18 protein-coding genes and 1 other RNA gene are annotated in these 19298 nt (G+C 44.9%); 8 read left to right on the top strand and 11 right to left on the bottom strand.

Annotated elements, in window-relative coordinates; genetic code table 11:
- Window positions 1-6 precede the first annotated feature (6 nt).
- The 3 genes from K0O23_RS12440 to ffs all read right to left on the bottom strand — a co-directional run bounded on the left by K0O23_RS12440 (window position 7) and on the right by ffs (window position 1182).
- On the bottom strand, window positions 7-210 hold the full coding sequence (locus tag K0O23_RS12440) for a fructose-6-phosphate aldolase (RefSeq protein WP_219877747.1): 204 nt from the start codon (window positions 208-210) through the stop codon (window positions 7-9).
- Between the two features lie 104 nt (window positions 211-314).
- Window positions 315-971, bottom strand: coding sequence for a fructose-6-phosphate aldolase (gene fsa / locus K0O23_RS12435; protein WP_219877746.1), 657 nt, complete (start codon window positions 969-971; stop codon window positions 315-317).
- 111 nt (window positions 972-1082) lie between these two features.
- Window positions 1083-1182: signal recognition particle sRNA small type (ffs, locus tag K0O23_RS12430), an RNA gene on the bottom strand.
- 920 nt (window positions 1183-2102) lie between these two features.
- Here ffs and guaA point away from each other — a divergent pair.
- The 5 genes from guaA to K0O23_RS12405 all read left to right on the top strand — a co-directional run bounded on the left by guaA (window position 2103) and on the right by K0O23_RS12405 (window position 8055).
- A complete protein-coding gene (gene guaA, locus K0O23_RS12425) occupies window positions 2103-3632 on the top strand; it encodes a glutamine-hydrolyzing GMP synthase (RefSeq protein ID WP_219877745.1) in 1530 nt (509 codons plus the stop codon).
- A gap of 95 nt (window positions 3633-3727) precedes the next feature.
- Window positions 3728-5434 carry an ABC transporter substrate-binding protein gene (locus tag K0O23_RS12420; RefSeq protein WP_246597077.1) on the top strand — a complete coding sequence of 569 codons (1707 nt, stop codon included), beginning with the start codon at window positions 3728-3730 and terminating at the stop codon, window positions 5432-5434.
- A gap of 29 nt (window positions 5435-5463) precedes the next feature.
- Window positions 5464-6756 (top strand): glutamate-1-semialdehyde 2,1-aminomutase, encoded by a 1293-nt coding sequence (hemL, locus tag K0O23_RS12415; protein WP_219877744.1) that lies wholly within the window; start codon window positions 5464-5466, stop codon window positions 6754-6756.
- 89 nt (window positions 6757-6845) lie between these two features.
- Window positions 6846-7382 (top strand): dCTP deaminase, encoded by a 537-nt coding sequence (gene dcd / locus K0O23_RS12410; RefSeq protein ID WP_219877743.1) that lies wholly within the window; start codon window positions 6846-6848, stop codon window positions 7380-7382.
- A 184-nt stretch (window positions 7383-7566) separates the two neighbouring features.
- Complete coding sequence (locus K0O23_RS12405; protein WP_219877742.1) at window positions 7567-8055, top strand: hypothetical protein; 489 nt, start codon at window positions 7567-7569, stop codon at window positions 8053-8055.
- Between the two features lie 74 nt (window positions 8056-8129).
- Here K0O23_RS12405 and gldC read toward each other — a convergent pair whose 3' ends face one another.
- A complete protein-coding gene (gene gldC, locus K0O23_RS12400) occupies window positions 8130-8471 on the bottom strand; it encodes a gliding motility protein GldC (protein ID WP_219877741.1) in 342 nt (113 codons plus the stop codon).
- Between the two features lie 76 nt (window positions 8472-8547).
- Between gldC and K0O23_RS12395 the strand changes: the two genes are divergently transcribed.
- Window positions 8548-9591, top strand: coding sequence for an endonuclease/exonuclease/phosphatase family protein (locus K0O23_RS12395; protein WP_219877740.1), 1044 nt, complete (start codon window positions 8548-8550; stop codon window positions 9589-9591).
- Between the two features lie 72 nt (window positions 9592-9663).
- Here the strand turns inward: K0O23_RS12395 and dnaN are convergent, their stop codons facing one another.
- The 6 genes from dnaN to K0O23_RS12365 all read right to left on the bottom strand — a co-directional run bounded on the left by dnaN (window position 9664) and on the right by K0O23_RS12365 (window position 16210).
- Window positions 9664-10788 carry a DNA polymerase III subunit beta gene (gene dnaN / locus K0O23_RS12390; protein ID WP_219877739.1) on the bottom strand — a complete coding sequence of 375 codons (1125 nt, stop codon included), beginning with the start codon at window positions 10786-10788 and terminating at the stop codon, window positions 9664-9666.
- Window positions 10789-10892: 104 nt separating this feature from the next.
- Complete coding sequence (gldG, locus tag K0O23_RS12385) at window positions 10893-12590, bottom strand: gliding motility-associated ABC transporter substrate-binding protein GldG (protein ID WP_219877738.1); 1698 nt, start codon at window positions 12588-12590, stop codon at window positions 10893-10895.
- Window positions 12584-13312 (bottom strand): gliding motility-associated ABC transporter permease subunit GldF, encoded by a 729-nt coding sequence (gene gldF, locus K0O23_RS12380; RefSeq protein ID WP_219877737.1) that lies wholly within the window; start codon window positions 13310-13312, stop codon window positions 12584-12586. The genes gldG and gldF overlap by 7 nt, the downstream gene beginning before the upstream one ends.
- 80 nt (window positions 13313-13392) lie before the next feature.
- Window positions 13393-14304 carry a gliding motility-associated ABC transporter ATP-binding subunit GldA gene (gene gldA / locus K0O23_RS12375; protein ID WP_219877736.1) on the bottom strand — a complete coding sequence of 304 codons (912 nt, stop codon included), beginning with the start codon at window positions 14302-14304 and terminating at the stop codon, window positions 13393-13395.
- Between the two features lie 240 nt (window positions 14305-14544).
- Window positions 14545-15258 carry an SDR family oxidoreductase gene (locus tag K0O23_RS12370; RefSeq protein ID WP_219877735.1) on the bottom strand — a complete coding sequence of 238 codons (714 nt, stop codon included), beginning with the start codon at window positions 15256-15258 and terminating at the stop codon, window positions 14545-14547.
- 244 nt (window positions 15259-15502) lie between these two features.
- Entirely contained in the window at window positions 15503-16210 is a 708-nt protein-coding gene (locus K0O23_RS12365) for an SDR family NAD(P)-dependent oxidoreductase (RefSeq protein ID WP_219877734.1), read from the bottom strand.
- Between the two features lie 102 nt (window positions 16211-16312).
- On the opposite strand from K0O23_RS12365, the gene K0O23_RS12360 reads away from it, so the two are divergent.
- The gene (locus tag K0O23_RS12360) at window positions 16313-17044 is read left to right on the top strand and encodes an MlaE family ABC transporter permease (RefSeq protein ID WP_219877733.1); all 732 of its coding nucleotides are present in this window, start codon (window positions 16313-16315) and stop codon (window positions 17042-17044) included.
- A gap of 39 nt (window positions 17045-17083) precedes the next feature.
- Window positions 17084-17860 (top strand): ABC transporter ATP-binding protein, encoded by a 777-nt coding sequence (locus K0O23_RS12355; RefSeq protein ID WP_219877732.1) that lies wholly within the window; start codon window positions 17084-17086, stop codon window positions 17858-17860.
- Between the two features lie 89 nt (window positions 17861-17949).
- On the opposite strand, the gene K0O23_RS12350 is transcribed toward K0O23_RS12355, so the two are convergent.
- Window positions 17950-19254: a NupC/NupG family nucleoside CNT transporter gene (locus K0O23_RS12350; RefSeq protein ID WP_219877731.1), complete on the bottom strand. Its 1305-nt coding sequence runs from the start codon at window positions 19252-19254 to the stop codon at window positions 17950-17952.
- Window positions 19255-19298: the final 44 nt, after the last annotated feature.

The raw sequence follows: 19298 nt of genomic DNA, 5'->3' as shown, positions 1-19298 counted from the left end.
AAGGGTTCAGATCTCTAATTTCTGCAGCTTACCAAAGTCAAGTGATTCGATAAGGGCAGCAAGCGCTTCCTCTTTTCCATCCAGGCCGTAGCGGTCCAGGTTTTTAAGAGGTCTGTCGGCTCTAAAATAAGCAATAAGCACGAAATTATCATCCCGAAGCTGAATATAATCCGGAATTTTTGCTTTGCCTTTTACTTTGATGATGTACATGGGGATAATTACGAATTAAGAATTAAGAATTACGAATTATGAAAGCTCAAAAGAATACTCTTCATGATGCTACCTTAATTCGTAATTCGTAACTCGTAATTAACTTATTTGTTTCCTTTTGCGTGGTCTGCCAGGAACTGAGCCAGGCCGCTGTCTGTAAGTGGGTGCTTTAACAGGCCTGTGATTACTTTAAGCGGACAAGTAACTACATCAGCTCCCAGTTCAGCACACTGCACAAGGTGCATTACATGGCGCACAGAGGCAGCCAATACCTGCGTCTGGTAACCGTAGTTTCCGTAGATGTGTACGATCTGCTCGATCAGCTGCAATCCATCAGTCGAAACATCGTCCAGTCGGCCGATAAACGGAGATACATACGTTGCACCTGCTTTTGCTGCCAATAAAGCCTGTCCTGCAGAGAACACAAGCGTACAGTTGGTTTTGATGCCTTTCTCGCTGAAGTAACGAATAGCTTTTACCCCTTCGCCGATCATAGGCACTTTTACAACGATGTTAGGGTGCAGTTCGGCAAGCAGTTCACCTTCGCGCACAATACCCTCAAAATCTGTTGCAATTACCTCAGCGCTAATGTCGCCGTCTACAATTTCGCAGATCTGCTTGTAGTGCGCCATTACATTGTCGTGGCCGAAAATACCTTCTTTCGCCATTAGCGATGGATTGGTAGTTACGCCATCTAACACGCCCATGTCGTGCGCTTCCTGAATTTCCTGCAGGTTTGCAGTATCGATAAAGAATTTCATAATGCTGAAGTGTAGTAGATTATGCCTACAAATCTAACGCATTAATTGGGAATCTGGAAAGTAATAGTTGGAAATTTGCTGGCGGAGAAAAGCCTTGGGGTATGGGCAAAAAAAAGTGGCAAACCGAACATCGCGCCGCTCAACCACCTACCCTTGCTACCTTCCGGTCCTGGGGGAGTTCAGCAGGAGCTGGCCGTGCCGATTTGCCGTTACAAAAGTACGAACTTTTATTTTGAATGCAAGAAGTATAAAGTATAAAGTTTGGATTTTGATTGTTAAGAGGGTTTAAGGGCTGATGATCAGGGAGAAAATTATCGACCGGTGATTAAGGGGATTTAACAGATTAGATGAATTAACGGATTTAATTATTCTAGCTCCACCCTTCTACTGTTACGGACTTCCCTGTCTGGAACCGAACTGCCGGGGATATCCTTGTCCCCGTGACTGCAGCGCCGGGCTGCCTCTCTCCCGCTATGTCCTGCCGCGAGATTTCATTTTGTGGCTGTTACTGAGGCAAGCTTTCAACTTGCGGAAGTATACTTTTCTCTTTTATTGTCATCCAGTAAGGATCTTGGTAGAAGGGAGGTCAAGCAAATGTCATGAAAAGACAACTCCTCAGAATAGGAACTTGTCTGTTTCTAGCTGGCTTTTCGCCTCGCCGGCTGGGCCCTACTTTTTGTCTTGACACAAAAAGTAGGCAAAAAAGTCAAGACGCTCCAAACTCGCTGAACGCTCGAACAGTGGACCGTCATTTATGCACCTGGCAAAGGCCGTCGTTTTATAGCATAAAAAGATATTTATACTTTATTTCAAATTGCAACAGCCGCTGGCGAAGCAGTGTTAATCCCAGTCTTTGCGTTGAGCGCCTTGTGAGATCCGGTGCCCGTGAGGGCAGCGCCCCCGGCGCAGGAGGGAACACAGAGCGATGCGAAAAGACGAGGCCTTGCGGCCTTGAGCACACCAAAGCCAGAAATGAAGTCAGACGCGAGTAAGACTGAGGAATAGAGCCAGCTAGAAAGAATAGCAGTAAGTATAAGTATAAACCTACCCTGCCACATCATCTCCAACCACTAAACCAATCAAAAAGCAGATTCTGTTGGCAATTACTATAAAACAGCCTTACCTTTGCGCATGCCAGAAAAAATTCTCATCCTCGACTTTGGCTCACAATACACCCAGCTAATTGCCAGAAGGGTGCGCGAGCTAAACGTATATTGCGAAATATACCCCTACAATAATGTTCCAGCCTTAACCGACGACGTGAAAGGCGTTATCTTTTCAGGTAGCCCTTGCTCAGTACGCGACCAGGAGCACCCCACCATCGACCTTAACCAATACCTTGGTAAAGCTCCTGTACTAGGTGTTTGCTATGGTGCACAGCTTATGGCACAGGAATTAGGCGGTGAAGTTTCTCCATCTACTATTCGTGAGTATGGCCGCGCACGCATCAGCGAACTGCACAACCACGACAGGCTGTTAAAAGAACTTACTCTGGGATCAGTAGTATGGATGTCGCATGGCGATACAATTAAAGAAATACCGGATAACATTGAGGTTATTGCCAGTACAGAAAGTGTTCGTGTTGCTGCCTACAAACTGCGCGACCAGGAAACCTATGGCATTCAGTTTCACCCGGAGGTAACACACTCCGAAGAAGGCAAAACGCTGTTGCGCAACTTTGTGGTACACATCTGCGGTTGCCAGCAAGACTGGACCTCTGAGCAATTTATTGATGCCACTGTAGCCGACCTGCAACAGCAGTTAGGAAACGACAAAGTAGTTCTTGGCTTATCTGGTGGTGTAGATTCAAGCGTGGCTGCTATGCTAATCCACCAGGCGATCGGCAAAAACCTTTACTGCATTTTTGTTGACAACGGATTATTACGCAAAGGCGAGTTTGAACAGGTACTGGACTCTTACCAGCACATGGGCCTGAACGTAAAAGGCGTAGATGCTAAAGATAAATTTTATACTGCACTAGCAGGCATCTCAGACCCGGAGCAAAAGCGTAAAGCCATCGGCAGAGTATTTATCGAGGTGTTTGATGAAGAATCGCACAAGATAGAAGATGTGAAGTGGCTGGCGCAAGGCACTATATATCCCGATGTAATTGAATCGATGAGCGTGAAAGGCCCGTCTGCTACCATTAAGTCGCACCACAACGTGGGTGGTCTGCCAGACTTTATGAAACTGAAGGTAGTTGAGCCCCTGAAGACATTATTTAAAGATGAAGTTCGTTTGGTAGGTAAAGCACTTAAAATTGACGATGCTATACTTGGCCGCCATCCGTTCCCAGGTCCTGGTCTAGCCATTCGTATACTTAGCGACGTTACACCAGAGAAAGTAAACATACTGCAGCAGGTAGACCACATCTTTATCAATAACCTCAAAAAAGACGGTTTATATGATGAAGTATGGCAGGCTGGCGCTATACTTACGCCGGTACAGTCTGTGGGTGTGATGGGAGATGAACGTACCTACGAGCATGTGGTAGCCCTGCGTGCTGTGACAAGTATAGATGGCATGACAGCGGACTGGAGCCGTTTACCGTATGAATTCCTGGCAGATGTATCGAACGAGATCATCAACAAAGTAAAAGGCGTTAACCGCGTGGTATACGACATCAGCTCAAAACCACCGGCTACTATTGAGTGGGAGTAGTTTCAATGAATAAATTTTGAATGAGTGATTGAGCGAATATCATTTTATACTTATTCACTCAATCACTCATTCGCTCATTCACAATTGATAAGAGTATGAACAGAAGCTTCTGGAAGAATATAGCAGGCTTGATGCTTATTGGTGCGCTGGCGTTACCTACACAGGCACAGGCTCAAACACAGGACCCGGCTACAACTTACAACAACGGTAAGGTACTGCTGCAACAGCAAAAGTATACGTTGGCAATGGCAGAGCTCCAGCCGCTTGCGAACAGCACCACTGCGTATGCCCCCGAAGCTTCTTATTTTTATGCACTAGCCGCCCTTAAAGCAGATAAGCTGCCGGAAGCTTATAATATGCTATTGCAACTGCAGAACCAGTATCCTAAATGGAGCGGCATGAACGATGCAGATTACCTGTTAGCTAATATTCTGTTTGAGCAAGGCGACTACCAACGTGCACTAAGCAAACTGCAGGAACTACAAGGCACTCCGCTTGCTACCGATGCAGAAGGCCTGAAACGCTATTACTTAAACAGACTAAATGAAAGAGCAGCTTTTGAGGAGTTACTGCAACAAAACCCGCGAGATAAAGCAGTTGCCCAGGCTTTTGCTGATAAGCTGATCGGTGGTTGGTACCGCTCCCAGGATAGAACAACCCTTGAGAATATTGTCTCCCGTTTTAACCTGGATCGCAATCGTTACCTGAGCAAGGGGGCGCTTCGTACCCAGGGCTTTAATGTTGCCCTGCTCCTACCCTTCCAGCTAAACCAGGACTATCAGCAGACAGCACGTAGAAGCCAGTTTGTTACGGACATGTATGCAGGTATTAAATTGGCACAGGACTCACTGCAAAAACAAGGCATAAACATTAACCTTTATACTTACGATACCGGGGCCGATACAGCAAGTGTAAACCGAGTACTTAATTTGCCCGAGCTAAAGCAAATGGACCTGCTGGTTGGGCCTCTTTACAAGTCTACTGCAAAAGTTGCAGCCCGTTTTGCAGCCCAGAACAACATTAACGTTGTAAACCCGCTTTCTCAGGACCTGGAAATGGTACGTGGCAACACCAATGCATTTCTTTTTGAATCCTCTGTGGCAACGCAGGCACGGCAGGCAGCAACCTATGCTTATCAGAACTTCTCGCCAAAAACAGCAGCCATACTTTTCGAGAACGCCAAAGATGATACCACCTTTGCTTACCACTACAGGCAACAATTTACAAAGCTGGGAGGCAAAGTAAGAACTTATCGCAAAGTAAACTCCAGCCAGGCCACAGCCACGGCCACTCTGTTTAACGGGCTTAATCTGGACGACCTGGGCCATATTGCCGTTTTCTCTGATAAAATGACGGCAGCCGTTAATGCTACCAGTGTAGTGCAGAGCAAAGCATCCAAACTGCCAATTGTAACTTACGACAAGTGGCTGGACATAAGCCAGATAACACTGCGCCAACTCGATAACCTGGAAGTATACTTTATCAGCCCAAAATACTTTGCCAAGCAAAGCCCTGCAAACAACTGGTTTCGCAAAAAGTACGTGAGCAAGTTTAACATGGCTCCATCTGCATATGCCTATGCCGGCTTTGAGATGATGTACTACTTCGGAACCCTGCTACAAACTTATGGCCCGCAGTTTAACCAGCAGTTACAGGCTACAAGTATAAAACCGGGTGTATTCATCTCCGGCTTTGGTTATATTGATCCAAGTTCCAGAAACGAAGTCCGACAGGATAATCAGTTTGTACCGATCACTAAACTTGACAACCTGCAGCTTACAGTAGTAAACCAGGTTTATTAACATTGAATTTATTATAGACGCAACACTACATGATACACGCACCTATTAGTAACGAGTTATTTTCACGTGCCCAGCATAGCATACCAGGAGGCGTTAACTCCCCGGTTAGAGCTTTTAAAGCCGTAGGAGGTAATCCACGTTTCATGGTTTCGGCAAAAGGAGCCTATATGTTTGATGAAGACGGCAACCGCTACATCGACTTTATTAACTCATGGGGACCGATGATCCTGGGCCACGCATCAGAAGTTGTGCAGGATGCCGTTCAGAAAGCAATTCCTAACTCGCTTTCATTCGGAGCGCCAACCCGTAAAGAAATCGAGATAGCAGAGCTAATCATCAGCATGGTGCCAAGTATAGAAAAGGTGCGCATGGTTAACTCAGGTACAGAAGCTACCATGTCGGCCATACGTGTGGCACGTGGCTATACAGGCCGCGACAAGATCATCAAGTTTGAAGGCTGCTACCACGGCCACGGCGATTCATTCCTGATCTCGGCTGGCAGTGGAGCTATTACTTTAGGTGTACCAGACAGCCCGGGTGTTACCAAAGGTACAGCCAACGATACGCTTACGGCACCTTACAATAACCTTGATGCTGTTAAAACGCTGGTAGAGGCTAATAAAAACCAGATCGCAGCTATAATTCTGGAACCTGTAGCCGGTAACATGGGACTGGTAACTCCTGCTGAAGGCTTCCTTCAGGGACTGCGCGACTTATGCGACCAGGAAGGCATTGTGCTTATTTTTGACGAAGTAATGACAGGTTTCCGTTTAGCTCCAGGTGGTGCTCAGGAACTGTATGGTGTTACACCGGATATGAGCACACTTGGTAAAATTATCGGTGGTGGCATGCCGGTTGGAGCCTACGGCGGAAAAAAAGAGATAATGGATTATGTAGCCCCAGCCGGGCCGGTTTACCAGGCGGGTACGCTATCTGGCAACCCTATAGCCATGGCAGCAGGTATGGCCATGCTTACCTATTTAAAAGAGAATCCTGAAGTATACACGCAACTGAATAATATTACAGATAAACTGGTAAAGGGCATGCAGCAGAATATGCAGCAGCTAGGTGCTACCTTTACAATCAATCGTGTTGGCTCTATGTTCAGCATTTTCTTTACCGACCAGCCTGTAACTGATTTTGAGAGTGCCAAGACATCTGACACCGCTTTATTTGGTCGTTACTTTAATGCCATGCTGCAAAAAGGAATATACTTAGCTCCTTCTCAGTACGAAGCACTGTTCGTATCAACTGCCATCACTGAAAGTATAGCCGACCAATATATAAAAGCCAATTTAGAGGCTTTACAGGAGTCCATTTAATCAACACTTTAAATAATCAGTCAAATCAGTTTAATCAGCTTAAATCTGTGGTCTGATTTACTTACATTTACTTCGTATATTTTACCCTTATGATATTAACTGACAGACAGATTTTAGAGGAGATGGAGAACGGCAACATCCTGGTGGAGCCGTTTAACCGTGCCTGCCTTGGCACCAACTCCTATGATGTACATTTAGGCCGCTATTTGGCTACATATAAAGACGAGGTGCTGGATGCCCGCAAGCATAACGAGATAGAAACCTTTGAGATACCAGAGGAAGGTTTTGTGCTGCAGCCAGGCCGCTTATACTTAGGCGTTACCCTGGAGTATACCGAAACACACGCCCATGTTCCGTTTTTAGAGGGTAAATCAAGTGTGGGCCGATTAGGTATAGACATTCATGCCACCGCTGGTAAAGGGGACGTTGGTTTCTGCAACACCTGGACACTTGAAATATCTGTATCGCAGCCTGTACGCATATACTATGGTATGCCTATTGGTCAGCTTATTTACTTTGAGGTAAAAGGCGGTATAGAGAACTATTATAACAAGAAGCAAAACGCCAAATATAACAATCGCACCATTACCCCCGTAGAGTCCATGATGTGGATGAATGAGTGGTAAAATTGCCCTGATTTTATTTAAATAAAGAGCTGATTTATACCCTAAATCAGCTCTTTTGGCATAATATCTGCACTATATACTATGTAAAACAATTTGTAACGTATACAGGAATTATTTGAAAGTACTGGACGTTGTAAAGGAAATAAAGGAACGGAAACAAACTAAACTATAGAAGGGAAAGATTATGAAAAAGCTACTGGCAATGTTATGTATGATGGTTGGATGTGTTTTTACAGCGAATGCAAGCGGTGGAACCAAAACAAGTGGAAAAAAGACTGTTAAACTTGATAAGAAGGTTGCTGTAGTAGCTGAAAAAAGAGCTGATCATCTTTCAGATGTTATGATTCGTGACCTAGGTTTGAACAACTACCAGTCTCGTAAAATGAGAGAAATTAACAAGGATGTTGTTGCGCGTAAAATGGCTGTTGAAGCTGAGTTCGCAGGGAACCAGGAAGTGATTGATCAGAAATGCAAAGAGATTTGCACTGAAAGAGACCGTCAGCTTGAGAATATATTAAGCACAAGACAGTATAACGAATATTTCGGTGATCGTAAGATCTATAACCAGGCTGAGCAGGAATTTATGGCAAGCTTAGACCAGCAGAACACTACAGGTAGCCAGACTGCCTCTGCTAATCAAACAGAGCCTGTAAATACTGTTAGCCTAAACTAATCCCGAAGCACATATAAAGCATAAAAGAGAAGAGCCCCAAATTTGGGGCTCTTCTCTTTTATGGTATTTGTAAATTAAGCGTTGCCTTTTTGCTGCTGCTCTTCTATGTGCTTCATAAGGTCCTCGCAAAGCGCGCGCATTTTCTGGGCCATTACATTGTCGCTGGTCGCAGTAGCCACGCTTTGTGCCATAGCGCCAATCGTATCAACGTAAAAGTACTTCATTTCATCTACAGGCATATCCTTTGTCCAGAGGTCAATTTTCATGGTACCTGCCTCATCACGGTCCCACAACGAAATGTTAATGGCTTTGGCAAAGTGAATCTTCTCACCTGCGTCTGTGGCTCTCCAGCTAATGGCTTCTGGTATGCGATTATCGTCTAAAGCAATGCTAAAGTATATTTCTGATTTCTTCATTTTCCAGGTTTTTAAACTTTATACTATATATATCACGTACTATGCTTGAAAACATATAGAGGTACAAAGTTACGCGATGCGCCACGGAATAAAAACACTATTACTTATTTTTACCCTTAGCATCCTGGTAGGATGTTCCAGAGTATTTGCCCCCTCCTCTACAGGTAAACTGTATACTATTGCTTTTTATAATACACAGAACCTGTTTGATACTTTAGATGACCCTAACAAGGCCGATGATGCTTTTACACCTGCTGGAAGTATGAAATGGGACCAGGCAAAGTATAACAGGAAGATTGAGAAGCTAGCTGGTGCCATTGCCCCTATAGGTGGCGGTAACGGACCTGCTGTAATTGGTTTAACTGAAGTAGAAAACGCCCTGGTGCTGCAGGACCTGATCAAGTCTCCTGCACTCCGGAAACATAGGTATGCCTATATTCATTTCGAGTCAGGGGATGAGCAAGGACTGGACCTGGCACTGCTTTACAAGTCAAAAGACTTTAAAGTAGAGAAACAGCTAAGTATAAAAGTCGATTACCCCGGCAATTTTACAGGTAAGGACATACTGCAGGTAAACGGCAAGCTACAAGGTAAGCCTCTCACAGTTTTTGTTAATCACTGGCCTGCAAGAGCAACTACACGCCGTGGCCAGCAGGACTACAGCAGGCTACGCGCCGCAGCTGCAACCTTGCGCAAAGAAATTAATGCGATACAGGCAAGTAACCCGGATGCTAATATTATTGTAATGGGAGATTTTGATGCCGAGCCAAAAACTGCTGTGATGGAAAAAGTGCTGCAGGCAACCGGAAGGCCAAATCCGTACTACAAGGAAGAGCTATTTAATACATTTTACATGCACTATGTAAATGGTTTAGGCAGCTACTACAGCAGAGGCGATTTTAAGATGCTGGACCAGATCCTGGTCTCTAAATCACTGATCGGTGGCACTGAACTGGAGTTTGTAAGGGGCTCCGCCAAGATTCATGATGCCGAGGAGCTCAAATTTCTGTACGGCAAGTATAAAAACACCCCGCTTCCAACTTTCTCAGGAAACACTTACTTTGGAGGAGCAAGTGATCATTTTCCAGTATTTATCAAAGTAAGGAAAGTAAGGAAATAGATTCTGAAAATACCCCAAACAAAAAAGGTGAGCCCTCAAGCTCACCTTTTTTGTTTGCATATGTTTATACTTTTAAACGTAGTTATTAAGCATTACCGGCATTACCAGCATTAGTACGCTTTCATTTTCTTCGTTTACGATTGGCATTAATAAACCTGCGCGGTTCGGTGTAGACAGCTCAAACGTGATCTCATCAGAATCCAGGTTGTTAAGCATCTCCATCAGAAATTTGGCGTTGAAACCGATTTCCATGTCCTCGCCTTCGTACTGGCAGGTTAAGCGCTCATTCGCCTCATTAGAGAAGTCCAGGTCTTCGGCAGATACCTGCATTTCAGAACCTGTAAGCTTTAATCGGATCTGGTGCGTGGTTTTGTTAGAGTAAATGGAGATACGTTTTACAGAGCTTAACAAAGCCTGGCGATCAATTACCAGTTTGTTAGGGTTTTGTACCGGAATCACATTCTCATAGTCTGGATAGCGCTCATCAATCAGGCGACAGATCATACGGATGTTGTCGAAGCTGAAAAATGCGTTAGACTGATTGAACTCTACTTTAACAGCAGTAGCCTCAGAAGGCAGCGTAGACTTTAACAGCATGAAAGCCTTACGCGGAATAATAAGCGAAGCCTCCTGGTTATTGGAGATATCTGTACGGCGGTAACGCAATAAACGGTGACCGTCTGTAGCTACAAATGTTACGTTATCGCTGCGCAACTGCACAAAAATACCTGTCATGGCAGGGCGAAGCTCGTCGTTGCTTACAGCAAAGATCGTTTTGTTGATTGCCCGGCCTAAAACATTAGAAGGAATCTCGATGGCGCTGGCTCCCTGCACTACCGGCACACGCGGGAAATCCGTTGCGTTCTCGCCAGACAGTTTATAACGTCCGTTAGAAGAACTGATCTCTATCGTGTATGTCTCTTCATCAATCGTGAAAGTAACAGGCTGATCCGGAAGATTTTTAAGTGTTTCCAGCAAGATCTTGGCAGGAGCAGCTATACGGCCGTTCTCTTTCGCTTCCACACTCAGCTGCGTGATCATGGATGTCTCCAGGTCGCTGGCTGTGATGGTTAGCGTGCTGTCGTTTATCTCGAACAGGAAATTCTCCAGGATTGGCACCACCGGGTTGTTGGTAACCACACCGTTTATACTTGATAACTGCTTTAAAAGGGCAGAAGAAGAGACGATAAATTTCATTATGCTATCTATAATGTTATTTGGACAAAGTTATAAATAAATCGCATTTATGCCACCACTAAATATAGCGATACAGCACTATTTTATGCGAAAAAGTATAAAAATTAATAACGCTCGTATTTGCGCTTGCGCAGGTAATATCTTGCAATGCCAAACAGCACAAGTAGGGCTATCGGAGCAGCAAGGTTTAGCAGCTGCCAGAAGCCTTTATCCTCGCGTATACGCACTTTGTCTAACGGCCGCAGCTGAATTTCTTTGCTGCGTACGTTAATCAGGCCTCCGGAGTCTAACAAATAATGAATTGTATTCATGGCAAGCTCCTTGTTGGCAAACTTCACATTATTAAAGCGATCAAAACCAAGCTCATAGGCTTGCCCTGTACGCGGGTTAATTTCATTTCGCACCAGGTCGCCATCCGAGAAAACAACAACTTTTGATTCAACGCCCAGCTCTTTTACAGTTGTTTCTTCAGCACCTGCCGGAGCACGACGGTTACGGAACAGCGAAGTGAATTTCCCTTCAAGCAAATAACCAACAGGCTGCTCTCCATCCTGGTATTGTTCCGGGTTCACATCCATGCGGGCCTCCTCAAGCGTTACAGGCACAGGCGGCTGCAGCACCCTGGAGTATTTAGAAGTATAAACCAAAGGAGTCTTCACAATACCGTCAGCCCTTACCGTATCTATAGTGCCAATAAACTTGGTATAAACGGCATCTAGGTTACGCGTGATTGGGTGCTTGCTAAAGTTATTCAGCAAGGGGTAAAAGCGCCAGTTGATCATTTCTGTCTGTGGCCTGTCTCCGCTGTAACCAGTTACCATCGGTATAAATCCGGAGTTAAGGTCCATGATCATGGTCGGGTTAAGGCGCACACCGTACCGGAAAAGCAGGTCTTCTATGTTCAGGTTGTAGGGTAGTGAAAACATTCCTCCTGCTCCTACGCTATCCATGTTGGCGTTAAGGGCATCCACAAAGAAAACAGCCTTGCCCCCGTTCATGATAAACTGGTCTATTTTATACTTGTCCAGCTCCGAATAGGCAGCTGTCGGCTTGGCGATAATGATAAGGTCGAGGCCTTTGAGTGTTGGAATCTGGTCCAGTTCGCCACGGGCCACGCGGTAATGCTCCTGTAGTGATCCTAACAAGTCAGTAACCTGCTCCATCTCCAACTCCCCCTGACCTGTAATATAACCAATGATCTTATTACCCAAAAAAGCCAGCTTGCGAATGCTGGTGGCAAGTTCAAACTCAACGCCTTCTACCGACTGGTTCAAACGTTCGTCGGCTGAGGCTGCCAGATTTCCTTTTAAGAAGTTAACTGCCGTTTCTTTGCCTTTATACTTTACAATGGCTCCCGGAAATACCAAACGCTCTACTTGTTTCCCTTCTTCTGTAGCACGCAGGTTGGTTGGATTTATGCCTTTCTGCGCCAGGCTCATCATAAACTCATTCCGCTGCTTCTCGTCGCTTATATCGTTGGGATTGATAAAGTTATAGCGCAAATTGCCGCCGGAGTAAATCCTGAATTCATCCAGGGTTTCCCGTACAGATTGCTGCAGTCGTTTAAAGCCAGCAGGAAAGTCGCCTTCTAAGTATACATCTACCACAACCTCGTCGGGTAGCTGGCTCAGCATCTGTTTTGTAACCGGGGCAATAGTATAGCGCTTATCCTCCGTTAAATCCAGGCGGAAAAAGAAGTTGGCGGCAAGTATATTCAGAAGTATGATACCCACCACCCATGCTGCAAATTTGAGCAGATCGTTGCTGCGCTTGCTTTTATTTCGTGCTGTTTCTGTTACCATTTTCTGCTTTTTAGTACTAGGGTGGTGGCCAGTAACATAATAGCAATCACACTGATAAAGTATAAAACATCCCGGGAATCAACCAGGCCTTTGCTGATGGCGCTGTAGTGGTATGATATGCCCAGTTGGCTGATCATATAGCCGTAGCTTCCCCACATGGGTATGGAGGCTATCAGATCGAAGCCAGTATAGATGATGTAGCAAAGGAAAACAGCGATCACAAATGAGATGATCTGGTTACTGGAAACCGATGAGGCAAATACGCCAATGGCGCAGAACACACCGGCCAGAAAGATTAGTCCTAAGTATGAGCCAACCACTGCTGCAGAATCTATGTTGCCCTGCGGATTGCCCAGTTCATAAACTGAGTAATAGTATAGCAGCGTTGGCAGCAAGGCAAAAAGTGCAAGCAGCAGCGCGGCAAAATATTTACCAAGTATAAGTTGCAGATCGGATATGGGTTTGGTTAGCAGCAGTTCTATGGTGCCTTCCCGCTTCTCTTCGGCAAAGGTACGCATGGTTATGGCCGGTATCAGGAACAAAAACAGCCAGGGCGCCATGCTGAACAGCGTCTGCATGTCGGCAAAGCCATACTCCAGCACGCTGCTCTCCGGGAACACCCACATAAACATGCCAATCGCCACCAGAAACACCGCGATCACAATGTAGGCGATCAGTGAATTAAGAAAGCCGTTAAATTCTTTTTTAAGTATTGCGAGCATCTATTTTAATGATGAATGATGAATGAAAAATGATGAATTGCCGCAGCCCCCATTCGTCATTCATCATTTTTAATTATTCATTACTTAGTCAGTTGTTGGAATATCTTTTCCAGTGAGTTCTCTTCCTGGCGCAGCCCTACCAGCGGCCAGTTTTGCTCGGCTGCAATTCTGAACACATTAGACCGCACATCAGCATCTTTGCTAGAAGTAATTCTATAAGTATTCCCCTGTGCCTGTTCGGCGCGAAGCACGCCTGGTATACTTTGAAGTATAACTGCATCAATTGGCGCCTCAAACTCAACCAACGTTACTTTCTCGTTCTTCCCTCCTGCCTGCAGACTGGCCACATCGCTGTCTGCAACCAGATTGCCACGATTAATAATCACCACTTTGTCGCAGATGGCGGCTACTTCCTGCATAATGTGTGTAGAGAAAATAACGGTTTTGTTCTGCCCGATCTGCTTAATCAAAGCACGTATATCTACGATCTGGTTAGGGTCGAGACCAGTGGTAGGTTCATCAAGTATAAGCACCTGCGGGTCATGCACCAGTGCCTGGGCAAGCCCAACCCGTTGCCGATAACCCTTCGATAGTGCGCCTATCTTTTTGCCCTGCTCCAGCGTTAAGCCACACAGTTCTACCATCTCCTGCACACGCGTTTTGGCATACTTGCTTTTTAGGCCATAAACCGATGCTACAAACTCCAGGTACTCGTGCACATACATATCCAGGTAAAGCGGGTTGTGCTCTGGCAAATAACCTACATTTCGGCGTACTTCAATCGGGCTCTTTACCACATCAAAGCCATTTACTACTACCGTACCATAAGTTGGAGGTAGGTAGCAGGTGGCAATTTTCATGGTAGTGGATTTGCCAGCTCCGTTTGGCCCCAAGAATCCAAGTATCTGGCCTTGCTGTACCGAAAACGAAATATCATCCACAGCACGCTGCGTCCCGAAAATCTTGGTAAGGTTCTTTACTTCTACAGACAAAGTATATTAATGAGTAATTTTTGAAAATGAATTTTAGACGAAAGACTTCTTCTAAATAGCTGATTCCAAACTGCAAACTGTCTTTTGTTGGACCTCAATTTATCCATTGAAGAAACTTATCTATTTGCCATTAAGCAATAACTATAATTTCAGCTTAGCACAAAAATCTTGGTAATCCTTTAATCCCGAAAATCTTAGTCCAAATCCTGGTCCCAAAGGTATAAATATCCCTTCAAACAATTATTCTTTACCTAATGTCTTCCTTCCTTTTGGCATAAGAGGGCGCACTTCAATATCTACGTGGTGGTAGTTCGGGTGCGACTCCAGAGTATGAAGTATAGTAGAGGCAATATCTTCGGGGCGCATCATGTTCTCATTCACCGTTACGCTGTTTATGTTATCGAAGAAGTTGGTTTGCACTGAGCCCGGATAGATGCAGGTAACCTTAACGCCGTAGTCGCGCACTTCCTTGTAAAGCGAGTGCGAAATTCCACGTACGGCATGTTTGGTGCCGCAATAACCAGACATCTGCTCGATACCGGTTGTGCCTGCTATAGATGAAATGTTAATAATATGGCCCTCTCCCAGTTCTTTCATGCCGGGTATTACCAATCTCGTACAATAGAATATACCGTTCACGTTGGTTTCAAACATGGTGTGCCAGTCGTCCAGGCTTATGTCTTCCAACAATCCGGCTACTCCAAGGCCTGCATTATTTACAAGTATTTGTATGTGCATACCCAGGTGCGCAAACGTTTGGTCGAATGCCTGCTGTACTGATTCGTTGTAACGCACATCGCATTCATAAAAGAAAAAGTTCTCGTGCTCAAGGTCTGGTTTTGTTCTGCCCCAGCCTGCCACTTTTGCTCCATTATCCAATAATGCTTTTACAGTGGCCAGGCCTATACCTTTGCTTACACCGGTTACTACTGCTACTTTACCTTCTAAATTCATAGTTTTATAGATTTAATTGTGAATGAGTGAGTGTGTGAATGAGTGAATTTTCATCTCTTTTTCTTCTGACTAACTTTCATTATACCTTTAGCTACTAAAACTAATAGTGCAATAGGTATAATTAACCATAGTAATAAAATCAAAATAAAATCCCCTATACTTGAAGGGCTACTTAAAAGTATGAATAGAATCATTATTTCTTCAAGTTATTCACTCAATCGCCCATCCACTCATTCACAATTGTTTAAATATCTCCCAACTGCGGCCTGATCAGCATTTCCTCTACTACACTATGCTCCGACAGGATGTAAGCGTTATGAATAGCCATAGCTACATCCTCAGATTTCATGAAACGCTCTGGCGGCAGGTCCACGCCTTCCCAGCTGGCCGTTAAGGTGGCACCCGGAAGTATGGCAGTTACCCGCACATTATGCTCTTTTGTTTCTTCGCGCAGCACTTTGGTCATACCATACAAGGCATACTTTGAGATACAGTACGAACCACCATTTATGTAGGGAGTTATACTTGCCGTAGAGCACATATTAAAGATATGGCCGGAGCGCCGTTTGATCATATCTCCCACAAAAGCTTTGGTAATGTAATAGGCACTATAAAGATTGGTGTTGATCATAAACGGAAGCGCCTCATCATCTTCTTCGGCTATCTTACCTGGTATAAACAACCCGCTGTTATTTACCAGCACATCGATCTTTATCTTTAGTCCTTTAACATAGTTTATGAAAGCTTTAAGTGAATCAGATTCACTCAAATCGGCCTCCTTGTAAAATACTTTTGAAAAAGTATAACGCTGTTCAATTTCAATCTTTAACTTTTGTAGATCCTTTTCGTTTCGGGAACAGGTAATGATGTGGAATCCGGCTTTGGCAAATTGTTCTATCACAGCCCTCCCGATTCCTTTTGTACCGCCTGTTACCAAAATGTATTGTTGCATAAATATGTACCGTTTTATATGTTTTGCAATTTTGAACGTAATATAGTTATTAATACAGTATTTTTGCCTAACAACACGCTTTTAACCCGCATCTGACCACATATGCTGCAACATTTCGGAAAGTACTTGCTCTTTATGTCGAGCCTTTTCTCCAGAACAGAATCTCCAAGGATATTATTTAACAGAACGATAGACGAGGCGATACTGATTGGTATCAACTCCATTTTTATTGTTGCCATCGTCTCTACTTTTATCGGGGCTGTTACCTGTGTGCAGGTAGCTTATAACCTGAACAACGCTTTTATTCCCAGGTCTACTATCGGCTTTATGGTACGCGAGATGACCATCCTGGAGCTTGCACCTACTATTACTTCTATTGTACTTGCTGGTAAAGTTGGTTCCAGTATAGCGGGTGGCCTGGGCACGATGCAAATTACCGAGCAGGTAGATGCATTAGAAGTAATGGGTATAAATTCTGCCTCTTATTTGGTACTGCCTAAAATAATTGCCGCGCTGATTGTTTTTCCGATGCTTGTCGTACTGGCAATGTTTCTTTCCATTGCGGGCGGCTACGTGGCTGGCACGGTAACTGATGCCTTAACTGCTCAGGAGTACATCACGGGTATTCGCGGAGATTTTGTTCCTTATAACATAACATTTGCCCTTATTAAGTCTTTTGTATTTGCATTCCTTATCTCTTCCATCTCATCATTCAGAGGATATTATACATCGGGTGGAGCTTTAGAGGTAGGTGCAGCCAGTACAACCGCTGTAACAAATAGTGTAATTGCCGTGCTTATCGCAGATTTTATTTGCGCTCAGCTTTTACTTTGATACAGCCACTACACACAATAAGAATCAGCTTAGTTTACCATGATCGAGATCCATAACATACATAAAACCTTCGGCGACAAAAAAGTACTGGATGGTATAAGCGGCGTATTTGAGACCGGTAAAACCAACCTGTTGCTCGGAGCCAGCGGTACAGGCAAAAGTGTGCTTTTGAAGTGCATCGTAGGGCTTGTCAAACCAGACCTGGGAAGCGTAACTTTCGACGGCACATACTTTACCAACAACAAGCTGGACATACGCCAGGAAATCCGCCGGAAGATCGGTATGCTCTTTCAAAGCTCTGCCCTGTTCGACTCCATGACAGTAGAAGAGAATGTGATGTTCCCGCTTAAGATGCTCGCCAAAATGCCAAAGGATGAACGTATGGATCGTGTAAACTTTTGCCTTAAACGTGTAGGCCTGGAGAATGCGAACAAGAAAATGCCGTCCGAACTTAGCGGTGGTATGAAAAAACGTGTAGGAATTGCCCGCGCCATTGCCCCTGATTGTACTTACCTGTTCTGCGACGAACCAAACTCAGGCCTCGACCCACTTACAGCGCTTAAAATAGACGGACTAATCAAGGAAATAACTGAAGAGTATAACATTACAACCATCGTAGTAACGCACGATATGAACTCCGTAATTGAGATTGGCGACAAGATCATGTTCCTTTACGAGGGTAAAAAGCTTTGGGAAGGTACCCGCGATAACATCCTGGACTCTGATGTACCTAAACTGAACGAGTTTATTTTTGCGAACCGCCTGATGCGTGATGCTAAAAAAGTGGAAGAAGAAGAAAACGGGAGTCACCAATAGCCTACACTTCTCTAAAGTATAAAACAGAAGCGCCTGCCAATTAACTTGGCAGGCGCTTCTGTTTTATACTTTTTATACTTTGATGTCTGTTATAAACCGTAAAGCATACCTGAAACAGTGGCAGTCATCATACAGGCCAGCGAAGCACCAAGCAGTGCCAGGAAGCCAAGTTTAGACAGGTTGCCCTGCTGGCTTGGCGCCATACTTCCGATACCACCAATCTGTATGGCAATAGAACTGAAGTTAGAGAAACCGCATAAGGCATACGTAGACATGATTAGAGCCTTTGGCGATAGCAAGTTAGCACTTTTCATTTCAGCAAGGTCCAGGTACGCTACAAACTCGTTAATGGCTGTTTTCTGACCAAGCAAGCTGCCTACCAGCAGCGTATCCTGCCACGGCACACCCATAATAAAGGCAAATACCCTGAAGATCTGGCCAAGCAGGTATTGTAAAGAAAAGCCCGAAAAACGCCCGTCTGTGCTGGCAACTACCCAACCATTAAGGCCGGTAAGGTCGCCGATAAGGTCTGTTAACAGGTAATTTACCAATGCAATAACTGCAATAAAGGCAAGCAGCATACCACCTACGTTTGCAGCCAGTCTCAAACCATCGGCAGCACCGCGCGAAAGTGCATCCACTAAGTTTACTCCTAGCTGCTCCTGGTTCATTTCCAGTTCCGTATGAATTTTCTCCGGTTCAGTTTCAGGTACCAGTATTTTGGCCAGCACTATGCCCGCCGGCGCGTTCATGATAGAGGCAGTAAGCAGGTGAGCTGCAAAAATGGCTTTCTGTGCAGGGTCATCGCCGCCCAGGAAAGCCACGTACGCTGCCAGTACACCACCGGCCAGCGTAGCCATACCACCCGTCATCAAACACATCAGCTCAGAGCGCGTCATGCGGCCAATGAACGGACGCACCAGTAATGGAGCCTCTGTCTGACCTAAAAAGATGTTGCCAGCGGCAGAAAGGCTCTCAGCGCCTGACAAGCGCATACCCTTCGACATTACCCAGGCAATACCATAAACAATCTTCTGTAAAACACCCAGGTAGTATAAACCAGCTGATACTGTTGAAAAGAAAATAATAGTAGGTAGTACCGAGAAAGCAAAAATAAAGCCTAAGCCAGCATTTTGAGAGGGATTAGCCAGGTTACCGAATAAAAACTGCGCACCCGCCTGCGAAAAATCCAGGAAGGTTACGAAGCCACGGCTAACGGCTGCAAAACCGTCGGCAACTAACGGCACCTGCGTAACCAGCACCCCAAATAAAATCTGCAGAAAAACACCGAAGCCAACCAGCTTCCAATCAATGCGTTTTTTGTTTTTTGAAAACAAGAAGGCGATGGCCAAAAGGACTAATAACCCGATGACCCCTCTAAAAATATCGTACATGCTTAGGGACAAAATTTGCCAAAAGTAACCCGAATATCTTATAA

The sequence above is a fragment of the Pontibacter aydingkolensis genome (assembly GCF_019443125.1).
Classification (GTDB): Bacteria; Bacteroidota; Bacteroidia; order Cytophagales; family Hymenobacteraceae; genus Pontibacter; species Pontibacter aydingkolensis.
The sequence above is the reverse complement of the archived record's forward strand: the minus strand, read 5'-3'. Positions and strand labels throughout refer to the sequence as shown.